The 13,654-nt window shown below is 45.7% G+C and carries 11 protein-coding genes; 4 read left to right on the forward strand and 7 right to left on the reverse strand.

Annotation, left to right across the window (positions count from 1 at the left end; genetic code table 11):
• Positions 1-30: 30 nt before the first annotated feature.
• The 4 genes from B2739_RS11975 to recA all read right to left on the reverse strand — a co-directional run bounded on the left by B2739_RS11975 (position 31) and on the right by recA (position 4,204).
• The gene (locus B2739_RS11975) at positions 31-1,650 is read right to left on the reverse strand and encodes a CTP synthase (protein ID WP_331346087.1); all 1,620 of its coding nucleotides are present in this window, start codon (positions 1,648-1,650) and stop codon (positions 31-33) included.
• A gap of 209 nt (positions 1,651-1,859) precedes the next feature.
• Positions 1,860-2,324 (reverse strand): regulatory protein RecX, encoded by a 465-nt coding sequence (locus tag B2739_RS11980; RefSeq protein WP_331346088.1) that lies wholly within the window; start codon positions 2,322-2,324, stop codon positions 1,860-1,862.
• A 56-nt stretch (positions 2,325-2,380) separates the two neighbouring features.
• Complete coding sequence (locus B2739_RS11985) at positions 2,381-2,944, reverse strand: DUF4136 domain-containing protein (RefSeq protein WP_331346089.1); 564 nt, start codon at positions 2,942-2,944, stop codon at positions 2,381-2,383.
• Positions 2,945-3,160: 216 nt separating this feature from the next.
• On the reverse strand, positions 3,161-4,204 hold the full coding sequence (gene recA / locus B2739_RS11990) for a recombinase RecA (RefSeq protein ID WP_331346090.1): 1,044 nt from the start codon (positions 4,202-4,204) through the stop codon (positions 3,161-3,163).
• 399 nt (positions 4,205-4,603) lie between these two features.
• On the opposite strand from recA, the gene B2739_RS11995 reads away from it, so the two are divergent.
• Positions 4,604-5,596 carry a hypothetical protein gene (locus B2739_RS11995; RefSeq protein ID WP_331346091.1) on the forward strand — a complete coding sequence of 331 codons (993 nt, stop codon included), beginning with the start codon at positions 4,604-4,606 and terminating at the stop codon, positions 5,594-5,596.
• Positions 5,597-5,612: 16 nt separating this feature from the next.
• Complete coding sequence (locus B2739_RS12000; protein ID WP_331346092.1) at positions 5,613-6,704, forward strand: CARDB domain-containing protein; 1,092 nt, start codon at positions 5,613-5,615, stop codon at positions 6,702-6,704.
• 174 nt (positions 6,705-6,878) lie between these two features.
• Here the strand turns inward: B2739_RS12000 and B2739_RS12005 are convergent, their stop codons facing one another.
• Complete coding sequence (locus B2739_RS12005; RefSeq protein WP_331346093.1) at positions 6,879-7,481, reverse strand: hypothetical protein; 603 nt, start codon at positions 7,479-7,481, stop codon at positions 6,879-6,881.
• Between the two features lie 340 nt (positions 7,482-7,821).
• On the opposite strand from B2739_RS12005, the gene B2739_RS12010 reads away from it, so the two are divergent.
• The gene (locus B2739_RS12010) at positions 7,822-9,960 is read left to right on the forward strand and encodes a winged helix-turn-helix domain-containing protein (RefSeq protein WP_331346094.1); all 2,139 of its coding nucleotides are present in this window, start codon (positions 7,822-7,824) and stop codon (positions 9,958-9,960) included.
• Positions 9,961-9,966: 6 nt separating this feature from the next.
• Here B2739_RS12010 and B2739_RS12015 read toward each other — a convergent pair whose 3' ends face one another.
• Positions 9,967-10,449: a nicotinamide-nucleotide amidohydrolase family protein gene (locus B2739_RS12015; RefSeq protein ID WP_331346095.1), complete on the reverse strand. Its 483-nt coding sequence runs from the start codon at positions 10,447-10,449 to the stop codon at positions 9,967-9,969.
• Between the two features lie 87 nt (positions 10,450-10,536).
• Here B2739_RS12015 and B2739_RS12020 point away from each other — a divergent pair, with 87 nt between their 5' ends.
• Positions 10,537-12,126 (forward strand): protein kinase domain-containing protein, encoded by a 1,590-nt coding sequence (locus B2739_RS12020; RefSeq protein WP_331346096.1) that lies wholly within the window; start codon positions 10,537-10,539, stop codon positions 12,124-12,126.
• Here the strand turns inward: B2739_RS12020 and B2739_RS12025 are convergent, their stop codons facing one another.
• Complete coding sequence (locus B2739_RS12025) at positions 12,127-13,653, reverse strand: DUF4013 domain-containing protein (protein ID WP_331346097.1); 1,527 nt, start codon at positions 13,651-13,653, stop codon at positions 12,127-12,129. It abuts the gene before it with no gap.
• Between the last annotated feature and the right edge of the window lies 1 nt (position 13,654).

Genomic DNA, 13,654 nt, shown 5'->3' on the forward strand with positions numbered 1-13,654 from the left:
TTAGGGCGCATTTATTGCGCCCTAGCGAGATTATTTTTTATTTACCAACGCTGCTTTCACAAACGCAATAAAGAGTGGATGGCCATCACGTGGAGTAGATGTAAACTCTGGATGGAACTGGCAAGCAACAAACCATGGATGATCCTGGATTTCTACCATTTCTACCAATGTATCATCGGCAGACCAACCACCAATTTTCAAGCCTGCTTTTTGTAATTGATCAACATAGTTGTTGTTTACTTCATAGCGGTGGCGATGACGCTCAACGATTACATCTGCGCCATAAATGTCACGCGCCTTTGAACCTGAAACCAAACGGCATTCTTGCGCACCTAAACGCATTGTACCGCCAAGATCAGATGACTCATCACGCTTTTCTACTTCACCATCAGAAGTAATCCATTCAGTAATCAAGCCAATGACAGGATGTGGAGAATTACGATCGAACTCTGTTGAATTCGCTCCTTTCAATCCAAGTACATTACGTGCAAATTCAATCACAACCGATTGCATACCCAAACAAATTCCTAGATAAGGGACTTTGTTTTCACGCGCATATTGCACAGCCATTAACTTGCCTTCGACACCACGTTCACCAAATCCACCTGGAACCAAAATAGCATCAGCATCTTTCAAAATACCAACGCCTTCCTGTTCAACTCGCTCAGCATCGATGTAATTAATATTAACTTTGGTACTAGTGTGAATACCTGCATGGATTAGCGCTTCAATCAGGGATTTATATGCATCCAGCAGTTCCATGTATTTACCTACCATGGAAATCGTTACCGAATTTACAGGATTCAGTTTGCCTTCTACCACTTTATCCCATTCTCTCAAGTCAGCTTCACAGCATTGCAAGCCTAATAATTCAACAACAATTTGATCAAGGCCGAAGCTTTGCAATAAACGAGGGATAGAATAAATAGTGTCTGCATCGGGTAGCGGCACTACTGCTCGCTCGGCCACATTCGTGAACAGTGCAATTTTGCGGCGTGAATCTTCATCTACCATTTTTTCGGAACGACAAAGCAGAATATCAGGCTGTAAGCCAATAGAGCGCAGCTCCTTTACCGAGTGCTGGGTCGGTTTGGTTTTTGTTTCACCGGCAGTTGCAATATAGGGAACCAAGGTCAAATGCATCAGTAATGCACGAGATCCCATTTCTACTTTTAGCTGGCGCACAGCCTCCAGAAATGGCTGGGATTCTATGTCACCCACAGTCCCACCAATCTCCACCAATGCTACATCTACATCGCGCCCGCCTTCCAGGATTCGACGTTTGATTTCATCAGTAATATGGGGGATAACCTGTACAGTACCCCCTAGATAATCCCCGCGACGCTCTTTGCGCAGTACAGTTTCATACACACGCCCAGTCGTAAAATTATTACGCCGAGTCATTTTAGTGCGAATGAAACGCTCGTAATGCCCCAAATCAAGATCTGTTTCTGCGCCATCTTCGGTCACAAAAACCTCACCATGCTGAAATGGGCTCATGGTGCCGGGGTCTACGTTAATGTAGGGATCCAACTTCATGATGGTCACTTTCAAACCACGAGCCTCAAGAATAGCTGCCAAGGAGGCTGAAGCTATGCCTTTGCCCAATGAAGAAACAACACCACCAGTTACGAATATATAGCGCGTCATGTAAAACCTGATTACTGTGAAAATGCGGAGCGGATTGGAGATAAATACCTGATTCGTAACCCAATAGGAGGGTAAAGGTATTTATCGTTCAGGACGGGGCGCCAGAGTAACAGAAACCCACTTTCGGCTCAATGAAAAGGTAGCCACAATAAGATGAGGGAATGAATTAAGTGATTGATCTAGAAAGGTTGCTCTCAGTAAGACGCCCATTAACTATTATCGAATAAACCACTGAAAGCAGCCTGAATATGATGGCTGGCAAATCCCCTGGAATGAAGAAAACGCATTTGTTTGGCTTTTTCACGTGCGCCTGCTGGAAGCTCAGTAAAACGCTTGCTCCGTACTTCCCGCGCCAATTTAGTCCACATGGTATCCCGCTCATCAATCAGCGTATCAACCAGACATGAGGAAATGCCACGCTCACGCAACTCCATTTTAATTAAGGAACTTCCCTTACCCTGGCGTTGGCGCATACGGATAAAAGCTTCCGCAAAGCGCTCGTCAGATTGCAACCCCTGCTCGGCAAGCTCGGCAATCGCTTTTTCTATATGCTCGCTCTGCCCATATTTGCGGACTAACTTGTCCGTTAACTCTTTAATGGAATGCTCCCTCAATGCCAGGAAATTCATAGCACCAAGGCGAACATCAGCAGCACTTATTTCATTTTTTGACATCAATTTTTTCGCCAAAAAAAAGGCTGCATAAGCAGCCGTTTACTCTTAATTAGTAATTAATTAACAGGGGGAAACTGGGCAAGCACCTCTGTAACCGTTCGACTAAGCACTTCTCGTTGTTGCTGAGGAGCCATACTGCGGCTCAAACGCTTTTCCGAAACACCTCTCCAAATGGGCTTATCGGTTTTTGCATCAACGATATCGATAATCAAACTACCCTGATTATAGACCCGTACACCAGTGTTCACGCCATAGAAAGGGGGGCGCGAATAACGATAGCCTCGCCCGTAATAACCAAAGCCGTAAAGATCATCGTAACTACGAGGATCAATCTTCTCTTCGATCACCACATGGTAACTCACCACAAAATCAGGCTTTGCTCCTACTGCTGCTGACTGATAGCGTCTTCCCAGCTCAGCCTCCAGTGCAGAATGGATATGACTGAGAGTAAACGGAGAGATCAAAATACTCTCTTTAGTATCTTGTTTAGTCTCGGCAACGCTGAAGGTTTTCAAGGCTGAAAAATCAAAATCAGCCAAATGATCTGTTTCTACATAAGGCTTACTAGTACAACCAACTAGTACTGATATAGCCACCAGCAATAAACCTAAACGTTTCATAATTACCCCCATCTACTCGACTAAATCTCGGCTGCTTAGACAATTGCCCAAAATCTGGATATAACTTTAACTTAGGTATTTATCCACCTGATTTTGCGCAACTTTAAAATTTAAACACTGTAATGCAGCATAGTGAGCAGTGATTCAGGATGCAAGCGCCGCCAACCTTGGCAGAAGCTTTGCCTTTTGAAGAAAGGCAAAGCTTTTCAATGAACATCAGATTTCAACATCGTCTGTCACATCAGAACTACCCGGGCTCAATGACAATGCAGGAGTAGCCAAAAGCTCTGCCCGCACCTTCTGTTCAAGCTCTTGTGCAAGCACAGGGTTTTCCTGCAAAAACTTCATTACATTGTTCTTACCTTGACCTATTTTGTTGCCTTGATAAGCATACCAAGCACCTGACTTATCGATTAAGCCAAGCTTCACGCCGTAATCAACGATCTCCCCCATTCGATTGATGCCTGAACCATAAAGGATCTGAAATTCGGCTTGTTTGAACGGTGGAGCAACTTTGTTCTTCACCACTTTGACGCGTGTTTCAGAACCAATCACTTCCTCACCTTCTTTGACAGCGCCAGTACGACGAATATCCAGACGTACTGAAGCATAAAATTTAAGCGCATTTCCGCCTGTGGTTGTCTCCGGGTTGCCAAACATTACGCCAATTTTCATACGGATCTGGTTGATAAAGATAACCAAGCAATTGGCGTTTTTAATGTTGCCTGTGATCTTACGCAGTGCTTGGGACATCAAGCGCGCCTGCAGGCCCACATGGTGGTCGCCCATTTCACCTTCGATTTCAGCACGCGGTGTGAGTGCAGCTACCGAGTCAACCACCAGAACATCGACTGCACCAGAGCGCACCAGCATGTCAGTGACTTCCAATGCCTGCTCACCAGTATCAGGCTGGGAAACAATCAGGTCTTCTACGTTGACACCCAGTTTCGTGGCATAGATAGGATCGAGAGCATGTTCCGCATCGATAAAGGCACAAGTGCCACCTGCACGCTGTGCTTCGGCGATAACCTGTAAAGTCAGAGTGGTTTTACCAGAAGATTCAGGACCATAGATTTCAATAATTCGCCCTTTAGGCAACCCGCCAATCCCCAAGGCTACATCAAGCCCGAGAGAACCAGTGGAAATCGCAGGAATAGCAACCTGCTCTTTGTCGCCCATGCGCATGACAGTACCTTTACCAAATTGACGCTCGATTTGGCTTAGCGCGGCCTGTAGCGCTTTTTCTTTGTTCGCATCCATCTGACACCTCAACATATATAAAGAAACACGTTATCTGACAATTTTTATGGGTTTTATGGAGCTGCCGTCTGCAAACTCCAGGCGATCTTACGGACAACACCGAAATCACACCATTGGGAGTAGCATACAACAAAAACCTGTATACGCAAACAGTACTAGCCTTTTATACAGTATTTTTCTTGCCAGTTCACACAATATGCAGATAACACAACTCTGGCGCTTTTGATTGACCTGTTTTGCTGTGAAATATTACCAAAATACCAAGGGATTATTTCCTCGCGGCATGCTTAGGCCTTCCTTAATCTAAGTCCAGGAACATTAAGGATACTCAATGTTCCCCAGCAGAACTTGCCAAGTATTTCCGTGCAAGCCTTGTTAATCACTAGAAGGAGTTTCGTTATGAAGCCGCAATTATTATTAGGGCTGACAACAGCCTGTTCTCTTCTCTTATCCAGCCAAACACTCATGGCTCATGGTGCAGCCGATGCCGATGCTGGCGGCCTACGTGAACTGGTCGCACAAAGCGCTGCTGTAGCTTACGGCAAAGTGGTTGATATCCAATACCGTAATTCAGAGCCAACCCGTGAAGAGCCCAAAGGTGTACCCCATACGTTCGTTACCTACGAAATTGGCAAGGTATTCCGCGGTTATCTACCTGAAAAAGTTGTTCTGCGCATTCCCGGTGGAGCCGATGGCAGCGGTGGCGCTTACACCGAAACCACAGCACCCACATTTGCACGCGGTGAAACGGATGTGCTGTTCATTCCAGGTGGCGAGCCTGCCGACTGCCAATTGGTGAATTGTGTTGAAGGTCGCTTCCGTGTTCTTGATGATCGCATTTACAGCGGCTTTGGTGTCCCATTAATTGCCGCAGAAAAAGCGTTGGAGTTTGGCGGTAAACCACGCTTTGAGGTGAACACAATGGAAATGCCACGCCCTGCTTTTGACATGGTGATTAAACAGCCCGACGCCGCACGCTGGATTGAAGCCAATAAAATCGATAGCAAGGGACTGGAAGAGCTGCGCAAAAAGTATGAAACCGAAGCGCCTTCTTTGTATCACATCAACATGAATGTGGAAGGCTACACCAAGGCGGATGACTACACTGGCGAAGCGCCTGCGGAAGTGATCAATAAGTATCGCGAGCCGTTAATTACGGACGAGTTTTTTGCGTTGATCGAACACTTCAATGCAGAACTTGGCCAACCACAAAGCCGCGTGGTTTTAGCCAATCCAAAACTCCCCTTCACAGTGAAACCTCCTGTAGCCGTTGCGATAAAGGAATTAGCTATCACAGAGCCAAAACCCAGCGCGGAAGAATTGAAATACCGCGGCCAAACCGATGGCTCTTTGGACAGAACCACTGCAACCTCTTCATTAACCGTCAAGTAATATAGGGAGACGTATCATGTTACGGTTTACTTTTTTAATTGCTTCAGTAATGGCGCTACTTGCACAACCCGCGCTGAGCGCATCATGGCTTGAGTGCGATGGCGATAGCGGCAAAAAACTACGTTGGGGCGGCAACTCCACCACAGCGCGCATCAATACGACCAGCTTTAGCGGTAGCAATCTGACTGCTGTACAACGCGGCATCAATGCAACCAATGCAAACCCATCTCCTTTTGTGATTAATGCAACAACCGAAACCGGTGGTGTAAGCAGAGGCAATGGTCAGAATGAAATTTATGCAAAAAACATTTCGCCACCAGGTGTAGCGCAAATGAATTACCACTGCTATTGGTTTTTCGGTTGGCACTACGGTTTGGATGAAGTGGATATTGTGTTGGATTCTGATCGCACCTGGACCAGTTCTACTGCTAAATCATCCAACTTTACTTACACCGGCTCTGCGCGCCCGATTGATTCTGTTATTACGCACGAGGCCGGGCACTTTCTGGGTTTGATGCACGTGAACTGGGAATACAATGTGATGGGCGATTCATGGCGTCATCACCATACTAACGGCACCACAGCCAATATTTATTTTGGCGAGGATGCTTCGCATGGTTCGCGCGTGTTGTACGGCAACCAATCAGGCACGTTCAATGATGTGTCAGTCGCACACTGGCGTCGTACCGGTGCTGATGGTGAATATTCAAGCCATGGCCGCGTGCGCATTCGCAACAATGCCAATACGGCAAACCTGACACCTATCACGATTGCAGGTGAGCCAGGCTTCCGTGTCACTCGCGGTACTACAGTACGTCCGGAATTTACGCTGGAAAATAATGGCAAAACCACACACAACAATATTGCGTTTGGTATTTACATTTCTACCAATGATTTTATCAGCACAAGCGATAGAAGAATTGCTGGCGGTACTTTCGGTTCACTCAGCCCGGATGATGTGCACACCACTACCATTCCTGTGTATATCCCGAGCGATTTGACTGTTGGGAAAAATTATTGGCTCGGCATTGTCATCGATGAAAACAATGCAATCTCCGAAACCAATGGCGACAACAACATGACTTACATTCCAATCCGGATTCAATAAGTACAGATTCCACTGTTGTTTTGTCTATCAATAAAAACGCCGGAGCATCATTGAACTGCTCCGGCGTTTTTTTGTAGCGATTTAATCTACTTAATTTTTAGCTTCCTTAACTTTTAACCTACTAACCTACTAACCTACTAACCTACTAACCTACTAACCTACTAACCTACTAACCTACTTAACCTGGGGGGCTACCCACTCGATAACATCTTTGCTCAGGTCTTTCAGGCATTTACGCGCTGCAGAACACACTGTCGCACCGGTATTACCCATATCCAATATGTCGGTCGATGGCGTAAATTCATTTAAGGTCATAATGGCGCACGTGTGTTTCGCTGTGACCATATCGTCCTTTCCCTTGATTACCGCAGCGGTCACTTGTATTTTGGGAAGCGTGCTGGTTTGTTTAGTTCCGAATTGACGTCTGCCATCACCCAACACCAGTTGTTCAATATCAATCGCCACTACCGGCACTACACCGTTCATAATTTTGTCCGCGGTACTTACCGGCTCAAGCCGTATACCGTCTTTATCTGCCTGTTCAACCAAATTCTTAACCAATACCTTGTCTATATTGCAAGGAAACTCTGACTGCTTGTATTTGTAGCCTTTTACATTAAAACCAATATTTTGGTTGATATACACCAAAGGCTCTTTGGCATTAGGCGCAGCAGACTCAGCAACCGCAGATAATGGGTGCAAGAGCGCAGCCCCCAACAGCAGCGAAGCCAGCGATGTCATTTTTCCCAGCGAACATGTAATAGATGAATGTTTCATAACATTACCCCGTATAGATATGTCTTGTGAATGTGATGCAAAATAACACTCGCCGATACATCAAGCGCTGTGTATGGATTGACTATATTGCAAAGGGCGATGAAAACACTGACCATCCAAAAACTTCATGCTTACCTTTTGCTTACCAAATTTTTCCACTTATAAATCAACAACATAGAAACAGGGCAAACAGATACTTTACTTGTGTTCGCCGACGTATTTCTTGCAAAATTACACCCATAGCCGCAGCTTACCAAGGGCGCTATACCCAAACAGACCAATAAGAAAAACTTACCAAAAAAGGTATACCCATGCTGACCGCGAAAGGCTCCTGGTTAAAATGAATGCTCATCAAGAAACCGGTTTTATGCTGGGAGAGGTGAAAGTATCGCCTTCTCACAACACACTCTGGACGCCCACTAAAAGCCTCAAACTGCAACCCAAGGCAATGGCGGTACTCCATTACCTTGCGTGTAACCAAAATCGTGTTATCAGCAACGAAGAGCTGATCGAACGCCTGTGGCAAGGCCGTGTCGTTACACACGGCTCGGTACAGAAAAGTATCAACGCGCTTCGCAGTGCATTCAGTGAATTAATGGGCGATCAGGAATTAATTGCGCATTATTCAAAGCGAGGCTATCAATTGATGATAGCACCGCAATTTCTTATCCAACCGTTACCCGATGAAGTAAATCTCTCTACTACAGCAGAACATCAACCCACTCCCATCAAGGGTTTGCGCAAATGGCGTGCGGCAATTTTGACAACCCTCATACTGGTATCACTGGGCATTGTTTATAACACTGTCCATTGGCATACCCTTTACTTACCCAGTAACCACAAAACTGTTTTCCAATCAGCGCGAGGTTACACCAATGAAACCGGGCACGAACAAAGTGCAACGCCGCACCCGGATAACCAGCATATTGCCTATATCCGCGAAAAACGAACCACCAATACACAAGATGCGGCCAGGAACACAACCGAAAGTGAAATTATTATCCGAAACGCGGCCGGTAAGGATTGGCGTGTAGCCACCAGTGATGGAAATTGGTTTAAGTTAGCCTGGTCTCCTGACGGTAATAATTTGGTAGCGATTGAGATAAAACATCGCGATGGATTGCCTTTGGGCAGGCAATTTTATCAACCGCCCAATTATCTTTATTCGTTTCATATTTTCACGTTGGATCTTGCACATGAACGGCTATTGGAAAAACAGCAACTCAGTCAATGGCAAGGGCATATTTTTAGTGTGACCTGGTGGGATGAAAGCACACTTGAGATTGTTGCCAAACAAGGCCCTAACGCTGGCAATGGCCGCTATCGCTATTCCCTTGCCAACCAACAACTAAAATTGCTGGATGAATATGAAGGTGCGATCAATCCTGTTGCCAGTGCTGTGCTCAACCAAAAAACCGCTCTTGCAAGCTTGCATAAGAACAAAATCCAGATTGATTTTTTAGATGAGTACCAGCAGCGCATGAATCGCACCCAATTGGACGTTACCTCTGTTGATATCAGTTGGATTCCCGATGGAAGCGGTGTACTGGCATATGCCGAAGCGGAGCGTAAATTGATCGCCGTTTATTTAAATGGAAAGCAAGTGGCTATTCCACTAACCGATAGCAAAGATAAAATTTTCTCACGCCCACATTACAGTGCAGACGGCAAGGGCATTTTTTATACAGAAGAAAAACGCAGCTCCAATATTTTACTGGCTGGATTGGACGGCACTAAAAAACAACTGACAGAAAACACAGACTTTAACTATGCCGCCAGTTTTTCTCCCAACGGCGATAAAATCGTTTACGCATCCGTACGCAACAACCAAATCCATTTATGGCTGGTAGAAAATGGACAAGAACGGCAACTCACGCAACAACCTATACCCAAAAAAGTTGATGTCATCATATGGTCGGATGATGGTGAAAACATTATCTTCAATGCCGACAATCAGGTGTTCCACCACAACTTGTTGACCGATGACACTGCTTTAGTAGTAAACGGTGAAACCAAAATAGAGCCCATTGCCTACTACCCTGACACTCATCAACTGGTCGCGCTAAAACAAAATAGCGATATCAGAAACCTATGGCGCATTGAAGGGGAACATCAAAAACAACTGACCTTTGGTGCGGTAGGTTCTGCGATCGAATTCGATGGCGATATTTATTTCCAATACGTGAGTGAAAATGGTCTCTGGGCATTACGCCAGAAGGATGACATGCTTGAACGGGTCACTTCAAACCTTAATGAATACAGCAAATTATTGAAGGCCGATCAGCAAGGCATTTATTTTATGACGGGTGGCGTTTGTCAGGAGTCCGATATTTATTACCAGGATTTTGCAACAACACAGCAATCGGTATTTATAAAACAGGAAAATCATGCTGTATCGACAACCTCATTCAATATCAATAAAGGATTACTGCAAACAGAGTGTTATTTACCAGAAGCAAATATAGTGCTGCTTCAATAAGCAGCACTAGAGGAATTGGGTTATGCCCTGCAGCGCACAGATCACTGCTTGCTCCTGCACAGCCGCCCTATCGCCATGAAAGTGTTTTAATTCTGTTTTAATCGCTCCTGTGGCGAGAGCCCAGGCAAACCACACAGTGCCAACCGGCTTTTCGGGAGAGCCGCCGCTTGGCCCTGCAACACCACTGATCGCAACAGCGATATCCGCACCCGACAATGCAAGCGCGCCTCTGGCCATTTCTATTACCACTGCCTCACTGACTGCACCTTCGCGCGCGAGTGTCTCGCTGGATACCCCGAGTAATTTTTCTTTCGCTGCATTGGCGTAACTAACAATGCCGTATTCAAACCAGGCAGAGCTACCGGAAATTGCGGTAATCGCCGCAGCGACACCACCGCCAGTGCAGGATTCCGCCGTCGCAATACGCCAATTGCGCTGCACCAATTGTTCACCCAACGATTGACTCAGTTTTAATACATGATTATTCATCGCAAAACCCTCTTATAAAAATCACCGCCATACGCAAGAGAAAAGACAACCTATACTTCAACCATCTTATTAGCGAGAGTTTTCGGCGTGCAATCTATTCCCGGCTATCACATCAAAACCCTGATCGGTGAAGGCGGTATGGCCAAAGTGTATTTGGCTATACAAAAATCTCTGGACCGACCTGTGGCAATTAAAGTGTTGGATGCCAGCCTGATCCAGGACCCGATCATCCAACAACAATTTGAGCAGGAATCGCTCCTGGTTGCCACATTGAGCCACCCCAATATTATCCAGATCATTGATAGAGGGATTGATAACGCACAACTGCCCTACTTTGTTATGCCTTACATTAAAAGTGTTTCATTAGAAACCGTTTTACCGCGCGATGATATTAGTATCACTCGCAAACTGGATGTTTTGATCCAACTGTGCAGCGCACTGGGGTATGCGCACCGCAATGGCATTGTGCATCGCGATATCAAACCCGCCAATGTATTAGTCGATTACGACGGCCGCGCCTATTTAGTAGATTTTGGTATCGCCGGTTATTTTACTGCGAACAAAAGTACCCCGGCGGCCGAAAAAGAAATGGTCATGGGCACCGATGCCTACATGGCTCCCGAACAATATAACGGCACATCGCACACCAACCACATGAGCGATATTTATTCGCTAGGTGTGCTTATTCATGAAGTTATTTTTGGTGTAACGCCCAGATATGCCACAGAACAAACCTATGCATTACAAGCCGCTGATAAATATCAGATGGCGAACGCCCTTCGCCCGATAATTAATCGCTGCATTGAAACCACCCCTGAGCTGCGCCCTCGCAGTGTCGATGAAATACGTCAACAATTATTGATTATTTCGCAGGGGCGACATCTGCATAACAACCGCTGGAGCACGGAGTCCACCCGCGACAACATCCCGCCGAATTACACCCTGCTGGATGTGTTAAAAGAAAATCCTTTCGGTGCCACCTATTTAGTCAATGATCCAAAACATCAACGGTTTTTGGTGATTAAAAAACAAAATGTGAACCATCTAGGCAATGCACCGCAGTACGCCGAAAAATTAATGCAAATACAACATCCACATATTGCACGCATTTATGGCACGGGAAAAAATTTGCGCGTTTTCATCAGCGCAATGGAATATCTACCCTGTGGCAATTTACAAGAACGGCTTAACCAGATCATTGAAACAAACCAATGCACAGCCATTGCCCAGCAGCTTTTCAGTGCGCTCGCCTGCGCACATTCCTATGGCATTGCGCATGGCAACCTGCGCCCCAGTAATATTTTATTTGCAGGAAAACAGTCTTTAAAACTAAGCGATTTTGGTTTTCCGTCGCATAGCTATGGAGATGACTCACATTGGTATCAGCCAGCAGGCCAAGCGATCACCCACTCGCCCTCTTTTGCCTCTGATGTTTATGCAATAGGTGCCATCCTGTTCCAAATGCTGACAGGAACCCCACCCAAGTGTGAGTGGTGGGGTTTGAAAAATCGTTGGCAATTGCGGAAAACACCTCGCACGCTCAGCAAACTGATATTAAAAATTATCCACACCAATCCGAATAAACGCATCACCAGTGCAGATCAGGCAGCGATTGCATTTAACCAATTGCAAGGCGCACAACAAACGCAGATATCCGCAACTACACCCAACGGGTAATCAGGCCTTTTCACTTTTATCGGCAATATCCAATACTGAATCCATAGGAACCAACTCCAGCGTCAAACCACTGGATTTGGTAACAGGAGGTGCGCGCCTGGTGCTTGGGGTAGTGGTATTTTTAACCTCAGCCGCCATCTTTGCTTGCCGCTGTAATTCAAGTTCCTGTTTTTTTGCATCAGCCTTGCGCTGCAGTTGCATTGACATCTGGCGACACTTTTCTGCTTGCAATGGCATACCGGGTAATTCAGTCAACACTTCTGACAGCAGCACATATGCATCCGGCAGGCCGTCAAAATCAGCGAACTGTTTATGCATGCCATTCAACAATCTGACTGCCATTTTTAAATCGCCATTTTGTTTAAACAAGCGCGCCAATTGCACCCGCATAGAGGCTGATGCAGGCAAATAATTGGGCGATAAAAATAGTATTTGTTTAAAGGTTGGCGTGAGCTTGTCAAAACGTTTTTTACGGCTGAGAAATTCCAGATACACCAGCCCGTAGTCTTCCATTAGCGCCGTTTTTTTGCACACATACAACAGATCAAAAAACTGCTCAAAGAAACTGGCCTCATTGGGAAAACGCTTGAACGCCTGATAATAAAGTGTAACCACCTGTTCGTAATCACCCTCTTTTAGATGCACCATGATGTTTGCGCGCATCCGTTCAATATCGCTGCGCTCAGACTTTTCATCCTCCTCATCCGAACGCGCGCTGTAGCCCAGCTGTTCCTGATATTGAAACAACATATAGCCCATTAGGTGAAACATCACGATGGTGTAATAGTTAGAGATAATTGCTTGCAGTAAATAAGACATTGCCGGAAACAATGCACCTATCCATTCATGCAACACACCGACAGAGGTCATCATGATGAGCATAAAGGCAATCAACAAACCATAGGGCAAACCAATAGCAGCCATTAGTGCGATTGCAGCAAAAGGATTCATCGCCTCCAACATATTTTCTGTTTGCGCAAAGCGAATCAAAATGGCAGGTAACGAAAGCGCAACCAAAAAGCCGATTAAACCACCAAACGCCATTCCCAAATAATGGTAGCTAACCCCCACTACAACCACTAAAACAATACTCATCAACACCAACTGCAATAGCAATTTAATGCCGCCCTGATAGGCATCTATCACATCAGGCGCTTTCATTTCACCCATCGCGGTTCGCTCAAGGCAAGTAAAGCTGTATTTCATTAACGAACCCACAGCAAACAAATACAGAACGATTGCCAGGATAAATAAAAACGGAATCAAGGTTGCCACTACCGACAAAATCGCGGTAATAACAATCAGGCTCATAGAAGCGGAATTAAGCGGATACTTAAATGCCTCGGGCAAACGCCGCCAAAAAGGTTCCACTGTGTTGGCCGAGCCGAGGCTTTCCAGCACTGAACCGCACACAAAACAACGCGCACTTTTATGTTCATCATCAATACATTGATCGCATTGATGGATATTGCACTGCGGGCACGAATAAGTAGCGCCATCGAGCGGATGATATTTGCAATAATTCACT

The sequence above is a fragment of the Cellvibrio sp. UBA7661 genome (assembly GCA_002483365.1).
Taxonomy (GTDB): Bacteria; Pseudomonadota; Gammaproteobacteria; order Pseudomonadales; family Cellvibrionaceae; genus Cellvibrio.